Source organism: Pseudomonas sp. AC193, assembly GCF_979258075.1.
The window spans coordinates 4,879,480-4,901,612 of record NZ_OZ409832.1; the positions used below are offsets into that span (position 1 = coordinate 4,879,480).

General features: G+C 61.3%; 24 protein-coding genes. 22 read left to right on the forward strand and 2 right to left on the reverse strand.

Features of this window, described 5'->3' with window-relative positions; translation table 11 throughout:
* Window positions 1–260: 260 nt before the first annotated feature.
* From ACZZ0D_RS21900 to ACZZ0D_RS22000, 21 genes are all read left to right on the forward strand, one after another.
* Entirely contained in the window at window positions 261–986 is a 726-nt protein-coding gene (locus ACZZ0D_RS21900; RefSeq protein ID WP_053116689.1) for a beta-ketoacyl synthase chain length factor, read from the forward strand.
* Complete coding sequence (locus ACZZ0D_RS21905; RefSeq protein WP_400752121.1) at window positions 962–1,774, forward strand: lysophospholipid acyltransferase family protein; 813 nt, start codon at window positions 962–964, stop codon at window positions 1,772–1,774. Before ACZZ0D_RS21900 ends, ACZZ0D_RS21905 begins: the two co-directional genes overlap by 25 nt.
* Window positions 1,752–2,027: a phosphopantetheine-binding protein gene (locus tag ACZZ0D_RS21910; RefSeq protein ID WP_053116687.1), complete on the forward strand. Its 276-nt coding sequence runs from the start codon at window positions 1,752–1,754 to the stop codon at window positions 2,025–2,027. The genes ACZZ0D_RS21905 and ACZZ0D_RS21910 overlap by 23 nt, the downstream gene beginning before the upstream one ends.
* Before the next feature lie 10 nt (window positions 2,028–2,037).
* Window positions 2,038–2,292 (forward strand): acyl carrier protein, encoded by a 255-nt coding sequence (locus tag ACZZ0D_RS21915; RefSeq protein WP_053116686.1) that lies wholly within the window; start codon window positions 2,038–2,040, stop codon window positions 2,290–2,292.
* A complete protein-coding gene (locus ACZZ0D_RS21920; RefSeq protein ID WP_159811654.1) occupies window positions 2,289–2,834 on the forward strand; it encodes a COG4648 family protein in 546 nt (181 codons plus the stop codon). The genes ACZZ0D_RS21915 and ACZZ0D_RS21920 overlap by 4 nt, the downstream gene beginning before the upstream one ends.
* On the forward strand, window positions 2,831–4,510 hold the full coding sequence (locus tag ACZZ0D_RS21925; RefSeq protein WP_463554271.1) for an AMP-binding protein: 1,680 nt from the start codon (window positions 2,831–2,833) through the stop codon (window positions 4,508–4,510). The genes ACZZ0D_RS21920 and ACZZ0D_RS21925 overlap by 4 nt, the downstream gene beginning before the upstream one ends.
* Before the next feature lie 119 nt (window positions 4,511–4,629).
* Window positions 4,630–5,364, forward strand: coding sequence for a glycosyltransferase family 2 protein (locus ACZZ0D_RS21930; RefSeq protein ID WP_463554272.1), 735 nt, complete (start codon window positions 4,630–4,632; stop codon window positions 5,362–5,364).
* Window positions 5,361–6,308 (forward strand): LpxL/LpxP family acyltransferase, encoded by a 948-nt coding sequence (locus tag ACZZ0D_RS21935; RefSeq protein WP_282358393.1) that lies wholly within the window; start codon window positions 5,361–5,363, stop codon window positions 6,306–6,308. Before ACZZ0D_RS21930 ends, ACZZ0D_RS21935 begins: the two co-directional genes overlap by 4 nt.
* On the forward strand, window positions 6,289–7,833 hold the full coding sequence (locus ACZZ0D_RS21940) for an HAL/PAL/TAL family ammonia-lyase (RefSeq protein WP_400650333.1): 1,545 nt from the start codon (window positions 6,289–6,291) through the stop codon (window positions 7,831–7,833). Before ACZZ0D_RS21935 ends, ACZZ0D_RS21940 begins: the two co-directional genes overlap by 20 nt.
* Window positions 7,826–8,251 carry an acyl-CoA thioesterase gene (locus ACZZ0D_RS21945; protein WP_016983876.1) on the forward strand — a complete coding sequence of 142 codons (426 nt, stop codon included), beginning with the start codon at window positions 7,826–7,828 and terminating at the stop codon, window positions 8,249–8,251. The genes ACZZ0D_RS21940 and ACZZ0D_RS21945 overlap by 8 nt, the downstream gene beginning before the upstream one ends.
* The gene (locus ACZZ0D_RS21950) at window positions 8,248–8,850 is read left to right on the forward strand and encodes an outer membrane lipoprotein carrier protein LolA (protein WP_463554273.1); all 603 of its coding nucleotides are present in this window, start codon (window positions 8,248–8,250) and stop codon (window positions 8,848–8,850) included. The genes ACZZ0D_RS21945 and ACZZ0D_RS21950 overlap by 4 nt, the downstream gene beginning before the upstream one ends.
* Window positions 8,834–11,173, forward strand: a complete 2,340-nt coding sequence (locus ACZZ0D_RS21955) for an MMPL family transporter (protein ID WP_463554274.1) — start codon at window positions 8,834–8,836, stop codon at window positions 11,171–11,173. The genes ACZZ0D_RS21950 and ACZZ0D_RS21955 overlap by 17 nt, the downstream gene beginning before the upstream one ends.
* Window positions 11,170–12,333, forward strand: a complete 1,164-nt coding sequence (locus ACZZ0D_RS21960) for a cation:proton antiporter (protein ID WP_463554275.1) — start codon at window positions 11,170–11,172, stop codon at window positions 12,331–12,333. The genes ACZZ0D_RS21955 and ACZZ0D_RS21960 overlap by 4 nt, the downstream gene beginning before the upstream one ends.
* Complete coding sequence (locus ACZZ0D_RS21965; protein ID WP_463554276.1) at window positions 12,320–13,567, forward strand: NAD(P)/FAD-dependent oxidoreductase; 1,248 nt, start codon at window positions 12,320–12,322, stop codon at window positions 13,565–13,567. The genes ACZZ0D_RS21960 and ACZZ0D_RS21965 overlap by 14 nt, the downstream gene beginning before the upstream one ends.
* Window positions 13,564–14,289: a class I SAM-dependent methyltransferase gene (locus ACZZ0D_RS21970; protein ID WP_463554277.1), complete on the forward strand. Its 726-nt coding sequence runs from the start codon at window positions 13,564–13,566 to the stop codon at window positions 14,287–14,289. The genes ACZZ0D_RS21965 and ACZZ0D_RS21970 overlap by 4 nt, the downstream gene beginning before the upstream one ends.
* Window positions 14,289–14,885, forward strand: coding sequence for a hypothetical protein (locus ACZZ0D_RS21975; protein WP_463554278.1), 597 nt, complete (start codon window positions 14,289–14,291; stop codon window positions 14,883–14,885). The genes ACZZ0D_RS21970 and ACZZ0D_RS21975 overlap by 1 nt, the downstream gene beginning before the upstream one ends.
* Entirely contained in the window at window positions 14,882–16,078 is a 1,197-nt protein-coding gene (locus tag ACZZ0D_RS21980; protein ID WP_463554279.1) for a beta-ketoacyl-[acyl-carrier-protein] synthase family protein, read from the forward strand. Before ACZZ0D_RS21975 ends, ACZZ0D_RS21980 begins: the two co-directional genes overlap by 4 nt.
* Window positions 16,075–16,539: a hotdog family protein gene (locus tag ACZZ0D_RS21985; RefSeq protein ID WP_463554280.1), complete on the forward strand. Its 465-nt coding sequence runs from the start codon at window positions 16,075–16,077 to the stop codon at window positions 16,537–16,539. Before ACZZ0D_RS21980 ends, ACZZ0D_RS21985 begins: the two co-directional genes overlap by 4 nt.
* Window positions 16,532–17,260, forward strand: a complete 729-nt coding sequence (fabG, locus tag ACZZ0D_RS21990) for a 3-oxoacyl-ACP reductase FabG (RefSeq protein WP_463554281.1) — start codon at window positions 16,532–16,534, stop codon at window positions 17,258–17,260. The genes ACZZ0D_RS21985 and fabG overlap by 8 nt, the downstream gene beginning before the upstream one ends.
* Entirely contained in the window at window positions 17,260–18,486 is a 1,227-nt protein-coding gene (locus ACZZ0D_RS21995) for a beta-ketoacyl-ACP synthase (protein ID WP_400650354.1), read from the forward strand. Before fabG ends, ACZZ0D_RS21995 begins: the two co-directional genes overlap by 1 nt.
* A gap of 25 nt (window positions 18,487–18,511) precedes the next feature.
* Window positions 18,512–19,315 carry a hypothetical protein gene (locus tag ACZZ0D_RS22000; protein WP_463554282.1) on the forward strand — a complete coding sequence of 268 codons (804 nt, stop codon included), beginning with the start codon at window positions 18,512–18,514 and terminating at the stop codon, window positions 19,313–19,315.
* Between the two features lie 687 nt (window positions 19,316–20,002).
* Here the strand turns inward: ACZZ0D_RS22000 and ACZZ0D_RS22005 are convergent.
* The gene (locus ACZZ0D_RS22005; RefSeq protein WP_463554283.1) at window positions 20,003–20,386 is read right to left on the reverse strand and encodes a type II toxin-antitoxin system PemK/MazF family toxin; all 384 of its coding nucleotides are present in this window, start codon (window positions 20,384–20,386) and stop codon (window positions 20,003–20,005) included.
* Window positions 20,387–20,605: 219 nt separating this feature from the next.
* On the opposite strand from ACZZ0D_RS22005, the gene ACZZ0D_RS22010 reads away from it, so the two are divergent.
* Entirely contained in the window at window positions 20,606–21,043 is a 438-nt protein-coding gene (locus ACZZ0D_RS22010) for an excinuclease (protein WP_463554284.1), read from the forward strand.
* Window positions 21,044–21,186: 143 nt separating this feature from the next.
* Here ACZZ0D_RS22010 and ACZZ0D_RS22015 read toward each other — a convergent pair whose 3' ends face one another.
* Complete coding sequence (locus ACZZ0D_RS22015; RefSeq protein ID WP_463554285.1) at window positions 21,187–22,089, reverse strand: LysR family transcriptional regulator; 903 nt, start codon at window positions 22,087–22,089, stop codon at window positions 21,187–21,189.
* Window positions 22,090–22,133 lie beyond the last annotated feature (44 nt).

The window sequence follows — 22,133 nt, forward strand, 5'->3', positions numbered from 1 at the left end:
CTTCCGTCTGCAGTCTCAGTAAAAACTGCCGACGATTGACGAGATCCCCGACAGACAGGCCCTCGCCAATCTGGATAATGGCCAAATGACAGTTTTACCGCGAACCAGCCAGTACATTTCATTGCGCAAAATGTAACCAGCATTTGCTACACGCCCGTCGCACCGGGATAATGCGCGCCACCCGGCGCCAAGCGCCACGCCAAGTCCGCTGCGGCTTTGGTGGCTAAATGCGTCAACAAAAGCCCGCAGGGGCGGGATGAATGTCCGTGATCAACTTCAACATCGCCCAATGGCGCGCGTGGGCTCCCGGGCTCGACAGCGTGGACGCCTGGCAGGCCTGGAGCCGACAACCGGTCGTGCTCCAGAGCAGTGATGCCGCGCCCGATGTGTCGTTTTTACCGGCCATGCAGCGGCGCCGTCTCAGTCGACTGGCGCGGATGGCGTTCAGCGTTGGCTGGCCACTCGCCGACGGACGGGAAAACCTGCCGTTGGTATTTGTCTCGCGCCACGGCGAAACCCCACGTACGTACGAAATTCTCAGCGATCTGGCCACCGACCAGCCGCTGTCCCCCACCCAGTTCAGCCTGTCAGTGCATAACGCGATCATCGGTCTGTGGTCGATCATGCGTGGCGAAACCAGTGAAATGACCGCCCTCGCCGCAGCGGGCGACGGCCTCGAACACGGCATGCTCGAAGCGGCGGCGCTACTGAATGAAGGCGCCCCGGCCGTGTTGCTGGTGATCACCGAGGAACAACCGCCGCAAGCCTATTCGCAGTGGATTGATGACGTGCCGTTCCCTTACGCGCTGGGTCTGTTGCTAACCCCCGGTACCGACTGGCGGCTGACCCTGAACAGCACCCCGCAAGCACTGTCCAAATCGGACTGGCCCCACGCGCTCAATCTGTTGCGTACCCTGCTCGGCCAGCAAACCCTTTGCCAACATGCCTGGAAAAATCGTGTATGGACCTGGCAACGCAACCCGTGACCGAGAAAAACCGCGACGCCTATTACTGGCGGTTGCTGGCCACCGCCGCAAGCTTCGCCCTGTTCGGGCTCGGCGGGCTGTGCCTGCGCTTGGTGGTATTCCCGATTCTCGGCTGCCTGCCCGGCGACGCACTGGTTCATCGCCAACGCGCGCGGCAGATGGTCAGTCGGCTGTTCTGGTTTTTTGTGCAGTTCATGGCCCGCACCGGCGTGCTGACCTACGACATTCAAGGCGCCGAACGCCTCGGCCGACCGGGGCAAATGATCATCGCCAACCATCCGTCGCTGATCGACGTGGTGTTTCTGATCGGCCTGGTGCGCCAGGCCAATTGCGTGGTGAAGAAAAGCCTCTGGGAAAACCCCTTCACCCGTGGCCCGCTGCGCCGCACCGAATACATCAGCAATGACGGCAGCATGGACATGCTCGACGCCGCCGCAGAATCATTGCAAAACGGCCAGAGCCTGATCATTTTCCCCGAAGGCACCCGCACTCAGCCGGGACAGCCGCCAGCCTTTCATCGGGGCGCCGCAGCCATTGCCCTGCGCGGTGCGAAAATCCTCACACCCGTGATCATCAAGGTCAACCCGACCACCCTGACCAAAGCCGAGCCGTGGTATCGCATCCCGCGCCGTCGTGTGCACTTCAGTTTTCGGGTCGGGGCCGATATAGATCCACAGACCTTCGCCGCGCAGGGGCCCGCCCCGCAAGCCTCGCGCAAGCTCAACGATTATTTGCATTCTTACTTTATCAAGGAGCTCGCCGAAGATGAGCGAACTGAACACCCCTAGCCTGGTGCGTGACATCAAACTGCTGATCATCGACGCCCTCGGCCTCGAAGACATCAGCGCCGACGACATCGGTGACGAACAAACGCTGTTCGGTGAAGGCCTGGGCCTGGATTCCGTCGACGCGCTGGAATTGGGTCTGGCGATCCAAAAAAAGTACGGCATCAAAATCGACGCCGACGCCAAAGACACCCGCAACCATTTCACCAACGTGGCGAGCCTTGCGGCCTTCGTCACGGCAAAACAGGCAGCTTGAGACCGGACGCATGCAAACTCGTGACGACATTTTCAACACCCTGCGCGATGCCTTGGTCGAGCTGTTCGAACTGGATCCGGCTCGCGTGAGCCTGGATTCCAATCTGTATCAGGATCTGGAAATCGACAGCATTGATGCGGTCGATCTGATCGATCACATCAAACGCCAGACCGGCAAGAAAATCGCCGCCGAAGAGTTCAAGACCGTGCGCACCGTCGGTGACGTGGTCGAGGCGGTTTACCGTCTGGTTCAACCGGCCGCATGAGCCGATTGATCGGCCTGGGCCTGCTGCTGGCCGGTCTGCTGTACCCCTTTGCGGTGTATTTCGGCATGGAGCACTTCGCCCCGTGGCAGTTCGGTCTGCTACTGGGCGGCTTGTGGCTCGCGCGCGCCCTGACCGGCGAGCGCAAACCCGGCAGCCTGTGGATGGCTTGCGTGGCGATCGTGTTCTGCCTGTTGCTGGCGCTGTTCGACAGTCCGCTGTTACTGCGCTGGTACCCGGTGCTGATCAGCGGTTTCATGCTGGTGCTGTTCAGCCTGAGCCTGAAATACGGGCCGCCGATGGTCGAGCGACTGGCGCGGTTGCGTGAGCCAGAGCTGCCGGACATCGCGATTCGCTACACACGCAAGGTCACCGTGGCCTGGAGCGTGTTTTTCTTTTGCAACGGTTTGTGCGCCGCCCTCCTGACCCTGTGGGCGCCGCTGAATTGGTGGATGTTGTACACCGGCCTGATCTCCTACGGATTGATCGGCCTGATGTTTGCCATTGAATGGCTGATACGACAACGGGTAAGAGGTCGTACATGAACTGGATAAAACTTGAGCAGTTGTTGCTCAAGGCCCTGCCGGCGCGGGCGATTTGCGCTGCGCCGGCACTCGATCACGCGCAACTGTGCGAACAAGCGCTGAGCGTTGCCGCCGGCCTGCAAGCGCAGGGCGTTAAGCGCCTCGCCGTGCATCTGGAGGATGCCGCTGATCTTGCCATCGCCCTGCTCGGAGCGTGGCGCGCCGGCGTCAGCGTGTTGTTGCCGTCGGATCTGCAACCGCAAACTCGCCAGCGCTGGTCGAGTGAAGTCGATCTGTGGCTGACCGATCTCGCCGAAGACGCGCACCTGAATGACTTTCAGCAGCCGGCATTGCCCGCTGCGGCGCTGGATCTCGATCAATGTCAGCTAAGCCTGTGTACCTCCGGCTCCAGCGGCGAACCCAAGCGTATCGACAAAACCCTGCGACAACTGGCCAATGAAGTTGAAGCGCTGGAGCAATTGTGGGGCGCGGATCTTGCTGAAGCCTGCATCATCGGCAGCGTCGCCACTCAACACATCTATGGTTTGCTGTTTCGCGTGCTGTGGCCGCTGTGCGCCGGGCGCCCGTTTGTGCGCAAGCAACTGGCCTTCCCGGAAGACATGCAGCGCGCCAGCCGCGAACATCCGACCTTCGCCTGGGTCGCGAGCCCGGCGCTGCTCAAGCGCATGGGCGACAACCTTGATTGGCCAGCGCTCAGTGCCGTGCGCCGAGTGTTTTCCTCCGGTGGAGCGTTGCCGTTTGAGGCTGCGCAAAGTCTGCAACAACGCTTACAGCAATGGCCGACGGAAATCCTCGGCAGCTCGGAAACCGGCGGCATTGCCTGGCGTCAGGGTGAACAACTGTGGCAACCGTTCGCCGGTGTCCAATTGAGTCAGGACAGCGAGGGCGCGCTGTTGATCGCTTCGCCTTATCTGCCAGGCGGCCATGTTGAACACACCGCCGACGCGGCGCGCATTACTGCCGATGGTCGTTTCGAGTTGTTGGGACGGCTGGATCGCATCGTCAAACTCGAAGAAAAACGTATTTCTTTGCCGATGCTGGAACAGGCCTTGGTCGCTCACGACTGGGTTGCCGAAGCGCGGCTTGGCGTGGTGCAGGAAAACCGCGCGTCCCTTGGGGCCCTGCTGGTGCTCAGCGATTCGGGGTTGTTTGCGTTGCGTGAACATGGCCGCCGCAGTCTCACCGAAACTTTGCGCCAGCATTTGCGCCAACACTGTGAAGCTCTGGCCCTGCCGCGGCGCTGGCGGTTGGTGCGGCAATTGCCGTTGAACAGCCAGGGCAAACTGCCCCAGGCCGAGGTTGAAGCACTGTTGATGGCGCCGCGTCCGAAAGCGCCGGAAGTGCTGTCGCAGGTCGAGACTGAGGGTGAATGGAGTTTGCAACTGAGCGTGCCGGCGGATCTGGCTTATTTCAGTGGTCACTTCCCCAAGGCACCGGTGTTGCCGGGCGTGGTGCAGGTGGAATGGGCGCTGAATCTTGGGCGGCAGTTGCTGAATCTGAGCGGGCCGTTTGCCGGGATGGAAGTGCTGAAGTTCCAGCAACTGGTGCGGCCGGGGGATGAAATTCAGCTGCACCTGCGTTTTGATCCGGAGCGCAGCAAGGTGTATTTCGCTTATCGCAATGACACGGCGACGTGCTCCAGTGGGCGGATTCTTTTGGGTGTAGAGCATGATTGACCTTGGTGAGTGCTGCGCACTCAATCGCGAGCAGGCTCACTCCTACAGGAACCGCGATCTCATGTGGGAGCGAGCCTGCTCGCGAAGCAGTCACTGCAATTTTCCAGTGGAGAAACGGCATGCATAACCCTTGCGCCGTGATCCCGGTTTATAACCACGAATCTGCGATAGGCACCGTGGTCGATGCTCTGCTCGCGCAAGATCTGCCATGCATTCTGGTCGACGACGCCAGCAAGCCCTCCTGCGCAAAAGTCCTCGATACTCTGGCCGAACGCGACAACGTGCATCTGGTGCGCCTGACCGCCAACCAAGGCAAGGGAGGTGCGGTGATGACCGGTCTGCGTGAAGCCGCGCTGCTGGGTTTCACCCATGCCTTGCAGGTCGACGCCGACGGCCAGCACGACTTGCACGACGTCGCCCGCTTCGTTGAAGAATCCCGCGCACATCCCAACGCCATGATCTGCGGCTATCCGCTGTTCGACGAAAGCGTGCCCAAGGGCCGGTTGTACGCGCGCTACCTGACCCACGTCATGGTGTGGATCAATACGCTGTCGCTGCAAATCCGCGACTCGATGTGCGGCTTTCGCGTCTATCCGCTGACCCCGACGCTGGCGGTGATCGACTCAAGAAAAGTCGGCAAACGCATGGATTTCGACTCGGATATTCTCGTCCGCCTGGCGTGGCGGAATCAGCCGATGCGCTGGCTGCAAACCAGCGTGCATTACCCGCTCGACGGCGTGTCGCACTTCCGCCTGTTCCACGACAACGCGCTGATTTCGAGCATGCACACACGGCTGTTCTTCGGCATGTTGCTGCGTTTCCCGGTGATCCTCTGGCGACGGTGGCGCGCATGACCGGCGAAACCGACAAGAAGCACTGGGCCGACCGCGAAGAGCGCGGCAGCTTCCTGCTGATGAAATTCACCGCGTTCGCCGCCAAAGTCCTCGGTCGACGCCTGCTCAGCCCATTGCTCTACGGCATCGTTTTGTACTTTTTCCTGTTCGGTCGCACCGCGCGGCGCAGTGCCTGGCAATTCCAGCAACGTCTGGCCGACTGGAGCCAACGCGATGACTTGCGCCCAAGCCACTGGCGCGTGTTCAGTCAGTTCATGGCGTTCGCCGACTCCATGCTCGACAAACTCGACGTGTGGAACGGCAAGCTCAGCATTGAACAGATCGAAATCATCGACCCGGCGCTGCTGCGTAATCAGTTGCGCGGCACACGCGGGCAACTGCTGGTCGGCGCGCATCTGGGCAATCTCGAAGTCTGCCGCGCGCTGGCGGAGATCGGCGAAAAGGTCACCATGAACGTGCTGGTGCACACCAAGCACGCCGAGCAATTCAACCGTTTGCTGGGCGAGGCCGGAGCGACCAATCTGCGCCTGATTCAGGTCAGCGAACTCGACCCGGTGATCATGCTGCAACTGCACGAACGCCTGGAGCGCGGCGAGTGGCTGGCGATTGCCGGCGACCGCGTGCCGCTGCACGGCGGACGCAGTGTGACCGTGGATTTTCTCGGTCACCCGGCGCCGTTTCCGCAAGGTCCGTGGCTGCTGGCCGGCCTGCTGAAATGCCCGGTCAATCTGCTGATGTGCCTCAAACAACCAGACGGTCACTATCGCCTGACCCTCGAACCGTTCGCCGACGCGGTAACCTGGAAGCGCAGCGAGCGCGAGCAGGTCATTCATCAGTGGGCCACCCGCTATGCCCAGCGCCTGAGTCACTATTGCCTCGAAGCACCGCGCCAATGGTTCAACTTTTACCCTTTCTGGAAGACCGATGACGACGCCAACCCATGAGCCGGTAACCTTCGGCGAACGCCCTTTGCGCATCGAAGACGTGCTGGCCCTGGCCAATCGTCAGGCGCCCGTGCAGTTGCAGAGCGACGCCGAGTATCGCGAGCGCATTGCCAAAGGCGCGCGATTCCTCGATTCGCTGCTGGACAAGGAAGGCGTGATCTACGGCGTGACCACCGGTTACGGCGATTCCTGCGTGGTCGCGGTGCCGCTGCATCACGTAGAAGCGTTGCCGCGTCACCTCTACACCTTTCACGGTTGCGGCCTCGGCAAACTGCTCGACGCGCAAGCAACCCGCGCGGTGTTGGCGGCACGTTTGCAGTCGTTGTGTCACGGCGTTTCCGGGGTGCGCGTGGAACTGCTCGAGCGTCTGCACGCGTTTCTCGAATACGACATTCTGCCGCTGATTCCTGAAGAAGGTTCGGTCGGCGCCAGCGGCGATCTGACGCCGCTGTCCTACGTTGCCGCGACACTTTCCGGCGAGCGTGAAGTGATGTTCCGTGGCGAACGCCGTCAGGCTGCCGATGTGCATCGCGAACTCGGCTGGACACCTTTGGTGCTGCGCCCGAAAGAAGCCTTGGCGCTGATGAACGGCACCGCCGTGATGACCGGCCTCGCCTGTCTGGCGTTCGCCCGCGCCGATTATCTGCTGCAACTGGCCACACGCATCACCGCGCTCAATGTCGTCGCGTTGCAGGGCAATCCCGAGCATTTCGACGAACGTCTGTTCGCCGCCAAACCGCATCCGGGGCAAATGCAGGTTGCCGCGTGGCTGCGCAAGGATCTGGCGATCGACGCGCCGACCGCGCCACTGCATCGCTTGCAGGATCGCTACTCGCTGCGCTGCGCCCCGCATGTACTCGGTGTGTTGGCCGACAGCCTGAACTGGCTGCGTTCGTTCATTGAAATCGAACTGAACAGCGCCAACGACAACCCGATCATCGACGCCGAAGCCGAGCGCGTTTTGCACGGCGGGCACTTCTACGGCGGTCACATTGCGTTCGCCATGGACAGCCTGAAAAACCTCGTGGCCAACGTCGCCGATCTGCTCGACCGGCAACTCGCCTTGTTGGTCGACGAACGTTACAACCACGGTTTGCCGAGCAACCTGTCCGGCGCCCCGGCAGATCGGGCGATGATCAACCATGGCTTCAAGGCTGTGCAGATCGGCACCAGCGCCTGGACCGCCGAAGCGCTGAAAAACACCATGCCGGCCAGCGTGTTCTCGCGTTCCACCGAGTGCCACAACCAAGACAAAGTGAGCATGGGCACCATCGCCGCCCGCGATGCGATTCGCGTGCTGGAGCTGACCGAACAAGTCGCAGCTGCCACTCTGCTCGCCGCCAATCAAGGCGTGTGGCTGCGCGGTCAGGCCGAAGACGCACGACCGCTGCCACCGTCGTTGGCGGCAATGCACGAAGAGTTGGCCAAAGACTTCCCGCCGGTCATTGAAGACCGCGCACTGGAAGGCGAACTGCGCCTGTGCCTGCAACGCATCGCCGCTCAACACTGGAGGCTGCATGCGTAGCGCCGGAGTGCTTCACGCCGACACCGAAATCCTCGTGCCGTTTTTTGACGTCGACACCATGCACGTGGTTTGGCACGGGCATTACGTCAAGTATCTGGAAGTCGCGCGCTGCGCGCTGCTGGACAAAATCGGCCACAACTACACGCACATGGTCGAGTCCGGATTCGCCTGGCCGATCATCGACCTGCAACTGCGCTACGTGCGCGGCGCGGTGTTTGGTCAGCGCCTGAATGTGCGCGCCAGTCTGGTCGAGTGGGAAAACCGTCTGAAGATCAATTACCTGATCACCGACCTGCACAGCGGCGAACGCCTGACTCGCGCCAGCTCGGTGCAGGTCGCCGTCGAAGTCAGCAGCCGCGAAATGCAGCTGGCTTCACCGAAAGTCTTCACCGACGCCGTGGAAAGGATGCTGCGATGAATGTTTTTGTGAAAAGCCTGAGCGTAGTGGCGCTGCTGACCATGTCAGCGCTGGCCAACGCCTTCGACCTGCAACAACTCAACGAACAACTGGCGAAACCGGACGTGATCCACGGCCAGTTTATTCAGGAAAAACACCTGCGCGCCCTGCCACAACCGCTGATCAGCAAGGGCAGTTTTGTGCTGGCGAAGAATCACGGTCTGCTCTGGCTACTAAAAACCCCGCTGCAGCAGGACTATCGCATCACCGCCAACGGCATCGCCCGCCGCGACGACAATGGCTGGCAAATGCTGCCAAACAAGAGCGCCGGCGCCGATCAGAACCGGCTGTTTCTCGCGGTGCTGCAAGGTGACAGCAGCGGCCTGCAACGGGATTTCGAACTGGCCCTGAGCGGCTACGCGCAGCAGTGGAAACTGTCGCTGACCCCGCGTTCGCTGCTGCTCAAGCAAGTGTTCAAACAAATCAACATCGACGGCGGCGCCTTGGTGCAAACCATCGAACTGCTGGAAACCCAGGGCGACAGCACCGTGCTGCGCATGCAGGACAGCAGCGCCGCCCAACCGCTGAGCGACACGGAGCAACATGACTTTGCCGAGTGAACGCAGGCTGCCCTGGCTGTTTCTGATGCTGCTGCTCGCGGTTGTTGCGCTGGCCGGTTGGCAGTGGCGCGACGGTGCGCCGCTGTCGGCAAACCTGATGGAACTGGTGCCCGGCACTAACCCGGACGCCCTCGAACTGCGCGCCGAACAGCGCATGCAGGAACCGTTGAATCGCGAAATGCTGGTGCTGGTCGGCCACGCCGATCGCCAGCAAGCGGTCAACATGGCGCAGAAGCTCGGCGAGCAATGGCAAGCCAGCGGTCTTTTCGAGAAAGTGCAGTGGAACCTGCAAGCGGATCTGCCGGCGCTGCGCACGCAATTGCTGCAAGGTCGCCTGGCGATGCTCTCGGCGGACGATCAGCAACTGCTCACCGAACATCCCGATGTATTTATTCATCAGCGGGTGCAGGCGCTGTTCGATCCGTTCAGCGGTTTCAGCCTGGTGCCGAGTCCGGACGATTGGCTGGGCCTGACCGGGCGTATCCAGAACAGCCAGCCGCAACACGGTTCGGTGCAACTCGACATCGGCAGCGGCGCGTTGATTGCCGATGCCGACGGCAAGAGCTGGGTGCTGCTGCGCGCGCGCACCACTGGCGATGCGTTTGACATGAACCTGCCGCTGAAAGTGGCGGATCTGCTGCAGCACAGCCGTGAACAAGCGGCGACAAATGACGTGCAATTGCTGGCGGCCAGCGGTCTGCTTTACGCGGCCAACGGTCAGCAGCAAGCGACGCGCGAAATGACCTGGGTTGGCGGCGGTGCAACGGTCGGCATTCTGCTGTTGCTGCTGCTGGCGTTTCGGCGCTGGCGTGTGCTGCTGGCATTTGTGCCGGTGTTGGTCGGCATGCTTTTCGGTGCCGTCGCGTGCGTGGCGCTGTTCGGTCATATGCATGTGATGACGCTGGTGCTCGGCTCCAGTCTGATCGGCGTGGCGGTGGATTATCCGTTGCACTACCTGTCGAAGAGCTGGAGCCTGAAGCCGTGGCGCAGTTGGCCGGCCTTGCGCCTGACCCTGTCCGGGCTGACCTTGAGCCTGATCACCAGCGCCATCGGTTATCTGGCGCTAGCGTGGACGCCGTTCCCGGCGCTGACGCAAATAGCCGTGTTCTCTGCGGCCGGATTGCTCGGTGCGTATCTGTCAGCGGTGTGCCTGCTGCCGGCGCTGCTCAACAACCTCGAGTTACGCCCGGCGCAGTGGCCGCTGACGCTCGCCGAGCGCTTGATCGCGCTGCGGGAAAAACTCCTCGAACGCGTGCGCACGCCAGTGCTGTTGGCGCTGTTGATCGCCTTCTGTGTTGGCGGTCTGGTGCAGCTGCAAAGCAAGAACGACATTCGCCAATGGGTTGGCGCGCCGCAGCGTCTGACCGATGAGGCGCAGACCATCGCGCGCATCACCGGTTACCAGCCGACCAGCCAGTTTTTCCTCGTACGCGCCGCCAATCAGCAGCAATTGCTCGAGCGTCAGGCAGCGCTGAGCGAGCGTCTGGAGCAACTGGTCAACCTCGACAAGCTGCAAGGCTATCTGGCCCTCGATCAACTGGTCAGCCCGCCGAGCGAGCAGGAAAAAGTCCGCCAGGCGCTGAACCAACTGCCGCAATACTGGCAGCCGCTGCTCGAACTCGGCGTGCCGCTCGCTGCGCTGCAAAGCGAGCTGCAACAGCTGCAAACCGTGCCAGCGGAAGATATCGACACCGCCCTTGCCGGCCCGCTCGGCGAACCTTATCGCACGCTCTGGCTCGGCCCGACCGAAGACGGCGTGGCGGCGATGACCAGCCTGCAAGGCCTGAACAATTCGGCACTGTTGCGCGTGCAGGCACTGGATCTGCCAGGGGTGCAACTGGTCGATCGCCTCGGTGAATTGAACGACGTTTTCGCCGCCACGCAGATCAGCGCCGCGGAGCTGAAACTCGCCTCCTGCGCGTTGATCGTGCTGGTGCTGATGCTGCCGTTCGGCCTCGGCGGTGCGCTGCGCATCGTCGCCCTGCCCTTGCTCGCGGCGCTGTGCAGTCTGGCCAGTCTTGGCTGGCTCGGTCAGCCGCTGACCCTGTTCAGCCTGTTCGGCCTGCTGCTGGTGACGGCGATCAGCGTCGATTACGCGATCCTTATGCGTGAACAGGTTGGCGGCGCCGCGGTGAGCCTGCTCGGCACCTTGCTGGCGGCGCTGACGACATGGCTGTCGTTTGGTTTGCTCGCGGTTTCCAGCACACCGGCGGTGAGCAATTTCGGTTTGTCGGTCAGCCTTGGGTTGGCCTTCAGCTTCATGCTCGCACCGTGGGCCGGGCGTCACGCCCACACGGCAACGGTCGCGGAGTCGGCAGCGTGATGGTCGTCGGCTTTTGGCTGCTGGCCTTGGCGCTGTTCGCCGTCGCGACCCGTGTCGGTCGGCACTTCGGCCTGATCCCGATTGTCAGCCAGTTGCTGCTGGCGAGCTTCGGCCTGCCGCTGCTGATGTACTTCTGGATCGAACCGGGCTGGCAACTGAGCGGTGCGGAACTGATCGCGCCAGAGTGGCTGAAAAACCTCTACAGCCTGAGTTTTGCCTTGTTGCTCGGACACATCCTCAGTGATGTGATCGATCTGAAACTGGATCGGCAGAGCGTGAAAATCGCCCTGCCGAGTTTTCTCGTGCCATTCGTCTGCGGGCTGGCGGCGGCTTATTGGTTGTTGCCGGCGCAACCGTGGCTCAACTCGCTGGCGATCGGCCTGGTGTTCGCAATTACCGCGATTCCGGTGCTGTACCTGTACTTGCGCCACATCGATTACCCGCCCGCCGCCACTCGGCGTCTGGTGCAAACCGCGATCCTCATCGATCTGACTTGCTGGACGCTGTTCGGCCTCGCCCAAGGCAGCCTGCACTTGAGCAGTCTGTTGCTGCCGCTGGGGCTCGCTGGTGTGCCGTTGGTGCTGCGCCTGTTCGGCGTGCGCCGACCGTTGACCTACAGCCTCGGTTTCTTCGCGCTGCTGGTGATGGCCGAGCATTACAAACTCAACGCGCTGATTTTCGGCATCGGTTATTTGCTGTGCATGGCCGCGCTGAAAATCCCGTTGGTGCTGCCGTTGCCGGCGCGCTGGATGAACCGTTTGCAGACGTGGATCGCGATCCCGCTGATCCTCACCTTCGGCATCGTGCAGATCGACGTGCACAGCGCCCTCGCCAGCCTCGGCCCGCTGCAATGGGCGGCGCTGCTGCTGTTGCCGATTGCCAGTAAACTGCTCGGCAACTGGCTCGGCCTCGGCTGGGCCGGCGCCTCGTTTGAAGGCGCCAGCCGCTGGCGTGAAAGTGTACTGCTGAACATTCGCGGCCTGAGCGAGATCGTCTTTCTCAATTTGCTCTTGCAACAACAGCTCATCACCCCGGCGCTGTACTTCGCGCTGATGCTGATGGGCCTGATGGCGACGCTGCTGCCGGCGCTGATCGGCCTGCACCGTGCACCGCTGGACATCAAAAACCACCTGCCCCGGAGTTCACGTGCCAATCGTTGAAATGGAATCCCGTCAGGTCGTGATCATCGGCGCCGGCCCGTCCGGCGCCATCGCTGCTGCCCTGCTCAAACGCCAGGGCCACGATGTGCTGGTGATCGAACGCCAGCAATTTCCGCGCTTCTCCATCGGCGAAAGCCTGCTGTGCCATTGCCTCGATTTTGTCGAAGAAGCGGGCATGCTCGACGCGGTGAATGCCGCCGGATTCCAGCGCAAAAACGGTGCTGCTTTCGCCTGGGGCGAGCGCTACAGCGCCTTCGATTTCGGCGACACATTTACCGACGGCAAGCCCACCACGTTCCAGGTGCAGCGCGCCGACTTCGACAAGTTGCTGGCCGACCAAGCCGCGCTGCAAGGTGTGGAAATCCGTTACGGCGATGCCATCGTCAGTGTCGATTTCGACCGGCCGAAACCGCAACTCGACGTGCGTCGCGAGGACGGCCGTGAATACCGCGTCGAAGCGGATTTCGTCCTAGATGCCAGCGGCTACGGCCGTGTCCTGTCGCGACTGCTGGATCTGGAAGCACCGTCGAATTTTCCGGTGCGCCAAGCGGTGTTCACCCACGTCGAAGATCACATCGACAACCCGGCCTTCGACCGCGAAAAAATCCTCGTCACCACCCATCCCGAACATCGCGATGTCTGGTTCTGGACGATCCCGTTCAGCAACGGCCGCTGCTCGGTGGGCGTGGTCGCGGCCGAAGAACACTTCACGGGCCGTGACAGCGATCTCGATGCCTGCCTGCGCAGCTTCATCGCTGAGACCCCAAGCCTTGCCGGCGTGCTGAACAACGCGGTGTGGGACACCCCGGCGCGCACCCTCGGCGGCTACGCGGCGAACGTGAAAACCCTGCACGGGCCGGGTTTTGCCTTGCTCGGCAACGCCGCCGAATTTCTCGACCCGGTGTTCTCTTCTGGCGTGACCATCGCCATGCGTTCGGCGAGCATGGCCGCCGCCGTGCTGCACCGTCAGTTGCAAGGTGAAGCGGTCGACTGGCAACGCGAGTTCGCCGAACCGCTGAAACGTGGCGTCGACACGTTCCGCTGCTACGTCGAGGGCTGGTACGCCGGCACCTTTCAGGACGTGATTTTTTATGAAGACAGCCAGGCCGACATCCGCCGCATGATCAGCTCGATCCTCGCCGGTTACGCCTGGGACGAACGCAACCCGTTCGTCAGCGAGGCCCGCCGCCGCTTGAAGATGATTTCCGAACTCTGTGCAAAGGACGCCACATGAATTACTTGAGCGACAGCTACGTCGAGGAAACCCGCTTCGGTTTCTGGTTCCTGCGCAGCCACACCTGGCAGCACCATGTGTTGCGCGTGGCGATCAACGATTTGCGCGGACTGTTCAGCGAAGCGCTGCCGGAGCATCCGGTGCTGCTCGACGCCGGTTGCGGTCAGGGCAAGTCGTTCGGCCACCTGCGCCAGACCTTCGCGCCGCAGCGTTTGATCGGTGTTGACGCCGATCCGCACAGCCTGGAGTTGAGCGGCGAAGAAGCGGCGCGTCTGGGCCTCGATGTTGAGCTGATCGGCAGCGACTGCGCGACGTTGAATGTGCCGGACGCGAGTGTTGATCTGCTGTTCTGCCATCAGACGTTCCATCATCTGGTTGAACAGGAAAAAGCGCTGGCCGAGTTTTACCGGGTTCTGAAACCGGGCGGTTATCTGCTGTTTGCCGAATCGACCGAGGCTTACATTGATACCTGGGTGATTCGCTGGTTGTTCCGCCATCCGATGCATGTGCAGAAGAGTGCGGCGCAGTATTTGGAGATGATTCGCGGGCAAGGGTTTGAGTTTGCCGAGCGCAATGTGTCGTACCCGTATTTGTGGTGGAGCCGGTCGAAAGATTTTGGCTTGCTGGAGCGGTTTGGGGTGCGCAAACCGAAACCGTTCGGGCAGCGAGAGGAAACGCTGGTCAACGTCGTAGCGCGCAAACCGCTTGAAGGTGATCGTTGATGCGACACATAACCTGTGGGAGCGAGCCTGCTCGCGAAGGCGGCGGGTCAGCCAGTCTCTATGTTGGATGTGCCGACGCTTTCGCGAGCAGGCTCGCTCCCACAGTGATCGCAGTGCTGCGGATGGTGATGGTCGGCGCAATATTTCTGTTGAGCGGTTGCGCCAGCCAGGCGCCGCTGCCGGCGGGCAACCCGACTCTGCCTCTGCCATTGCAACTGCACATCGAACGCCAGCAAGCCGAGCAACGCCAGGACTGGCTGCTGGTGATCCAGCGCGAAGGCCCCGGTATTCGCTGGTCGATGATGGATCCGCTGGGTATTCCCCAGGCGCGTCAGCAATTGATCGACGGTCGCTGGCAGGCCGATGGTCTGCTGCCGCCGAACCCGGAGGCCCGCGAGCTGTTTGCCGCGCTATTGTTCGCCTTGACCCCGTCCGTCGAGCTGTTGCGCAATTACCCTTCTGCCCAACAGCAGACCGGGCAACGTTCCCTGCCCGCGCGCTGGGACATCCGTTATTCACAACCGTTGAGCTTCGAATTGAACCTGCCCCAAGGCCCGCACTATCGCGTTTCTCCGCTCGGTGACTCGACGCCATGACCGCTTACCTGAATGCCCTCGGCGTGATCTGTGCGCTGGGCCGCGACAAGTCAGAAGTCGCGCGCAACCTGTTCGCCGGCGACTGCTCGGGCATGCGCCGCGAATCCGGCTGGGTGGCGGAGCGTGAATTGCCGGTGGACGCTGTACACGGTGAATTGGCGCCGATCCCGCCAGCACTTGCCGATCAAAGCAGCCGCAACAATCAGTTGTTGCTGGAAGCGGCGCTACAGATTAGCGATGACATTGATCAGGCGATCCAGACCTACGGCTGCGACCGCATCGGCGTGGTGCTCGGCACCAGCACCTCGGGCATCGACGAGGCCAGCCGTGGCCTGGCGCACTATATTCGCGAGCAGCAGTTCCCGGCGGAATACGATTACCGTCAGCAGGAACTCGGCGCGCCAGCGAATTTCCTCGCCGACTGGCTGCAACTGAGCGGCCCGGCCTATGTGATTTCCACCGCTTGCACCTCCAGCGCCCGCGCCTTGATGAGCGCCCAGCGTCTGCTTGATCTGGGCTTGTGCGACGCGGTGTTGTGCGGCGGCGTCGACAGTTTGTGCAAGCTGACGTTGAACGGTTTTTCGTCGCTGGAAGCAGTGTCGGACGAACGCTGCAATCCGTTCTCGGCCAACCGCAACGGCATCAATATCGGCGAGGCGGCGGTGTTGTTCGTCATGAGCAAACAGGCTCACGACGGCCCGTCGATCGCCCTGCTCGGCGCCGGCGCCAGCTCGGACGCGCACCATATTTCCGCGCCGGAGCCGAGCGGTCGCGGCGCTCTGCAAGCGATGCAGAAAGCCCTGAGCCGCGCGCATTTGCAAACCTCGCAAATCAGCTATCTGAACCTGCACGGCACCGCCACCCAACACAACGACGCCATGGAAAGTCTGGCCGTCGCCACACTTTTTCCCGAAGGCGTCGCCTGTTCGTCGACCAAACCGATGACCGGCCACACCCTCGGCGCGGCCGGTGCGCTGGAAGCGGCGTTTTGCTGGCTGAGCCTGAGCGCCGACAACCCTGATCACGCGTTGCCGCCGCACGTCTGGGACGGTCATGCCGATCCCGCGCTGCCAGCGCTGAAGTGGGTGACCGCCCGCGAACGCCTGACGTCCATTGCTCCCCGCTACCTGATGAGCAACTCGTTTGCCTTCGGCGGCAACAACGTCAGCCTGATTCTCGGAGACGCCCCATGACCGACTGGCCGCTCGCCGAACTGCTGCCCCATGCCGGCGACATGATTCTGATCGACAGCATCGAGCGCTTCGACGATGAGCAGATTTACACCCGCCTCACGGTGAAGCCCGAAGGCCTGTTCAACCTGCACGACGGCAGCCTGCCGGCGTGGGTCGGCGTCGAACTGATGGCGCAAAGCGTCGCCGCGTTTGCCGGTTGCCACGCGCGACAAAAAGGTAATCCGGTGGAGCTGGGTTTTCTGCTCGGCACACGCAAATTCGAGTGCAATGTCGAGGCGTTTTCTGCCGGCACCGAGCTGACCATTCATGGCCTGCGCTCGCTGGAAGATGACAACGGCATGGGCGTCTTCGAATGCCATATCCACGGCGACGGCATTCATGCCAGCGCCCGGCTCAACGTGTTCCGCCCGCCCGAAGCCACTCAATATCTGCAACAGACAAAGGAGTCGAACGATGACTGAATTCGTACTGGTCACCGGCTCCAGCCGTGGCATCGGCCGCGCCATCGCCTTGCGCCTCGCGCAGGCCGGGCACGACATCGTCTTGCATTGCCGCAGCGGCGTGACCGAGGCGCAAGGCGTTCAGGCTGAAATCGAAGCGCTGGGGCGTAAGGCGCGCATCCTGCAATTCGACGTCGCCGACCGCGAAACCTGCAAAGCCACTCTCGAAGCCGACGTCGAAACCCACGGTGCCTATTACGGTGTGGTGTTGAATGCCGGGCTGACCCGCGACGGCGCGTTTCCGGCGCTGAGCGACGACGATTGGGACGTGGTGTTGCGCACCAACCTCGACGGTTTCTACAACGTTCTGCACCCGGTGATGATGCCGATGATCCGCCGCCGCGCCGCCGGTCGCATTGTCTGCATCACCTCGGTGTCGGGGCTGATCGGCAACCGTGGCCAGGTCAACTACAGCGCTTCCAAGGCTGGCGTGATCGGCGCTGCAAAGGCGTTGGCGATCGAGCTGGGCAAGCGCAAAATCACCGTTAACTGTGTCGCGCCGGGCCTGATCGACACGGCGATGCTCGACGAAAACGTGCCGGTGGAAGAACTGATGAAAATGATCCCCGCGCAACGCATGGGCACCCCGGAAGAGGTGGCCAGTGCGGTGAATTTCCTGATGTCGGCGGAAGCCTCGTACATCACCCGCCAGGTGCTGGCGGTCAACGGAGGCTTGTGCTGATGAAGCGCGTCGTCGTCACCGGCATGGCCGGCATCACTTCACTGGGCAGCGACTGGCAGACCATCGCCGGTAATTTCGCGGCCAACCGCAGCGGCATTCGCCGGATGGACGAGTGGGATCGCTTCAGCGAACTCAACACGCGTCTGGCCGGGCCAATCGATGATTTCGTTGTGCCGGCGCACTGGACGCGCAAGCAGCTGCGCAGCATGGGCCGGGTTTCGCGACTGGCGGTCGGCGCGGCGGAAAAAGCCTTGGCCGATGCCGGCCTGCTCGGCGACGCAATCATCAAGGACGGCCGAATGGGCGTCGCTTGCGGCTCGTCGACCGGCAGCACCGACGAGATCAAAGCGTTCGGCAACATGCTGCTCAACTCGGTGGCCGAGGGCCTTAACGCCAACTCCTACGTGCGGATGATGCCGCACACCACCGCCGCGAATATCAGCATCTTCTTCGGCCTCACCGGGCGCCTGATCCCGACGTCCAGCGCCTGCACCAGCGGTAGCCAGGGCATCGGTTATGCCTACGAGGCGATCAAGTTTGGCCGTTTGCCGCTGATGCTTGCCGGCGGTGCCGAAGAACTTTGCCCGACCGAAGCGATGGTCTTCGACGCGCTCTACGCCACCAGCCTGAAAAACGATGCACCGCAGACCAGCCCGCGCCCGTATGACAAGGGCCGTGACGGTCTGGTGATCGGTGAAGGCGGCGGCATGCTGGTACTCGAGGAGCTGGAACACGCCCTCGCACGCGGTGCGCACATCCACGCCGAGATCGTCGGTTTCGGCAGCAACGCCGACGGCCAGCACACCACCCGCCCCGAGCAAGTGACCATGCGCCGCGCCATGGAGCTGGCGCTGGAAGACGCCGGGCTGACACCGGACGCCATCGGTTATGTAAATGGTCACGGCACGGCTACAGAACAGGGCGACATTGCCGAAACAATAGCGACCAGCAGTTTGTTCGGCGAACGCATGCCGATCAGCTCGCAGAAAAGCTTCCTCGGTCACACGCTGGGGGCCTGCGGGGCGCTGGAGTCGTGGTTCAGCATCGAAATGCTCAACCGCGACCAGTACGTGCACACGCTCAACCTCGACGAGGTCGATCCGCACTGCGGCAAGCTCGATTACCTGCGCGGTGAATTCCGCCAGATGCACCACGAGTTCGTGATGAACAACAATTTCGCTTTTGGTGGCGTCAACACCTCGTTGATTTTCCGCCGCTGGCACTGACCGCAATACGTTTGGAGTAAAGGGAATGACTCAGTTTCACCGCATCGCCGCACTGCTGGCCCTGGCCTTTGTGCTCGGCGGTTGCACCAGCAAACCGGTGTACAACGCTAAAGAAGAGTTTTCGCCGAACCTCGGTTTCACCCAGCAACAGATGAGCCGCGCCATCGTCACCGCGCTGAACGATCGTCAGTGGGTCGTGCAATCGGTGCGCCCGGGCATGATCAAAGCGGCGATCACCGTGCGCGGTCGCCATCACGCCGAAGTCGATATCCCGTACACCCCGACCTCGTTCGAAATCGACTACCGCAGCAGCTACGGCCTCGACGCCAAAGACGGCAAGATCCACGGCAACTACAACCGCTGGGTCAACCGGCTGCGCGACAATGTGCTCAAAGAGCTGTCGATCAACCCGGACATCGAAGCGGTCAACAATCTCGGCATCATCAAACAAGGCGCTGACGAACCGACTTACCTGAGCTTCCGTGAAGGCGTCAAACGCGCCACCGACGCCGGCCTGCTCGACGGCAGCGTCAAGTTCTACCTCGCTGGCGAAACCCTGCCCAAGCAAGTGCGCACACTCGACACCGTGAGCAGCAGCCGCAAAACCAACGGCTCAAACAAATCCGACGAAGACGCCTGCTTCTGGGCCCTGCAATCGGCGCTGGCCACCCTGCAGAACGCCGCAAAAAAAGCCGACGCCAATGCGGTGATCAACATCGCCAGCGTGGATCAGCGGGATCTGTACAAAGACACCGAGAAGTTTCAGTGCCGAGCGGGGATGGTGGTGTCGAGCGTGGCGTTGAGGGGTGACCTTGCTCACGTCGACTGACTGAGTGGCTCAGTGGCTGAATGGCTGGGTGGCTGAATGAATGCAATCCTGTGGCGAGGGGATTTAGCGAAACGTCGCACCGCCCCGATGGGTCGCGTAGCGGCCCCAAAACCTGAGAACTCGGAGCATCAGACGTACCGAGTTCTCTGGTTTTACGACGGCTGCGCCGCCGAACGGGGATAAATCCCCTCGCCACAGGTCACTGGGTGCATTGGGAATTTCGTGTCATTGCGAATTACGGATATCGTAAAAGCGTCTAAAAAACTGTTAGTTCTTACAGGTTTCAATTTAAACCATCAGGTGGACGATGCGGATGCAGCGAACTCGTCCATAAGGTGGTGATCATCATGCAAACTTTTAATGACCAAGAACTTCTGAAGCTGACTCCAGAACAGGTGAAAGCTCTTCCTCCTGCGGAAAAGAAGAGGCTAGAAACGCTCCTGCGAAGCAAAGAACCGTTTAAGTAAGAAATCAACAATAGGTAGAAACGACAAAGGGCGCCATTCGGCGCCCTTTCACAAACAGGTTGGCTTGTCATGGCCTGTTACCTGTCTGGCTCTGCGATGGCTGGTCATCCAGGATCCTCAGAGTCTCACAAGCCCCTTGCGGGAACGTTGTCAGTATTCCTTGAAAAGGAATATCGGGCAACGGATGGCATTTGGCCTACGCCTGCAATCTGCCCGGTTTTCACAGCCCTAGAGCCCGCCTAACCGCGGCCTTGATGGCTTGAAACTCATCTGTCGCAAGATGTGAAATGAGATAAACGCGCTTTCCATTGCGATCTCTGGTTTTGATCCGGTCAAGGCGAGAGAGACTGACTGTCGCCACCATGTCGCACTTTGCCCAGCAGGTCGGACTCGCGCCTTGAAGATGACTTGCCAGTTCGAGATGGTGATCCAAAAGGCAATCCGGCGCGGTCGTGCTCAGAGGCACAACAGTCACCAATAAACTGTTGGTTCTGTTTTTACGTATGACGACTACAGGTCTGACCTTCACCATTTCGGGTACTTCATACCCTCTGAAATCGCAGATCAGCACACTGCCCTCCTTGGGCTGGTATCGAAGTGGCATCCATGGCACTCACTGAAAAAAACGATTCTGCGCAATATTTACAATTTTCACTAAGGCTGTTCCGTAACTGAAAATGTAGGCACTCAATACCTATTGCCTGAACGCCTGCACCCACAGCATCTACACTCGTTCTCGCAGGCCGATACATCGCGCCTGCCAGAACGGCGGGCCCGGTCGGTCGAGCACTCGCGGTTCTCTTTCATCGTCAAGGAGATGACCATGCAAGTGAAAGCCATGATCGCCGCCGCGCTTTTTGGCCTGCTGCCCAGCGCCAGCCATGCCACCAACCTCATGTACATGCCATTCGAAACCGTGCTTTCGGACGCGATTCGCGCTGGGCGGCTGGATGGCAGTGTGAAGTTTTATCTGGTCGGCAACGGGCCGCAGGGCACTCAGCAGTTGCTGCGCCGGGGTGTGGTCAGTGATTTGAGCACCAACGGTTTCAACAAGAGTGATCACGATTCCTGCGAGTGGGTGTTGCAGTCGAATCTGATCAAGCTGCAGGCCGATGCCAAGCGGGCCGGGGCGAATGCGGTGACCAATATCGTCAGTTATTACGACCAGCATGTGCGCAAGGATTTGAATACTTATGAGTGTCGGGCGGGGATTTTTGTGACGCGGGTGGCGTTGAAGGGGGATTTGGTGCGGTTGCCGTAGACATTCCGAGATGTTTTTGGTGCGGCTAGCGGCCCCTTCGCGAGCAAGCCCGCTCCCACACTGGTTCTTCATTGAACACACATTTTGTGCATGACACATTCCAAATGTGGGAGCGGGCTTGCTCGCGAAGAGGCCGGCAGCCATCACACATTCAATGGCTCAACCTTACGCGTCAGCAGTTCAACAAACGCCTTGGCCATCGGCGACTTCTGATCCTTGCGCTGCACCAGCCACACCGCCGTCACCGCTTCCGGATCGAGCAACGGCCGATAGACCACGCCGTCAATGCGCATGCGCTGGTACGACGCCGGCATCACCGACACGCCCAACCCCGCCGCCACCAGGCCGATGATGGTCATCGCCTCCCCCGCCTCTTGCGCAAAGTGCGGGCTGAACCCCGCGTCGCGCGCCAGGCTCAATAACTGCGCATACAAACCACTGCCGTAACTGCGCGGAAAGAACACGAATGGCTCATGCGCCAATGCGGCCAAAAACAAACCCTCCTCCGAGCCCTGCGCCAGCGGATGTTTCGAGCTGAGCACCGCGACCAACGGTTCGCGCATCAACTCGACCACGCTCAGCGAGTCCGGCAATCCGAGCGGGCGCATGATCCCGACTTCAATCGACTCATCGACCAACGCATCGGCAACCATCGTGCTGCTCATCTCGCGCAGGTTCAGGTGCACCGCCGGAAAACGCTGCCGAAAGGAAAATATCGCCTGCGGAATGGTCGAGTTGAACGGTGCCGACGAGGTGAAGCCAATCTTCAATTCGCCCAGTTCACCGAGTTGTGCACGTCGGGCGACATCCGCTGCCTTATCGACCTGCGCCAGCACCAGCCGCGCCTCTTCGAGAAACAATCTCTCCGCCTCGCTCAGTTCGACCCGACGATTGGTACGTTCGAACAGCCGAGCGCCGACTTCCTGTTCCAGCGCCTGAATTTGCTGACTCAGCGGCGGCTGCGAGATGCCCAACACCTGTGCGGCGCGGCCAAAGTGCAGTTCTTCGGCGACGGCGATGAAGTAGCGCAGATGACGCAATTCCATGAAAACCCCATTAGGTCGTAAAAGCTATCAAACAGGTCGAACAA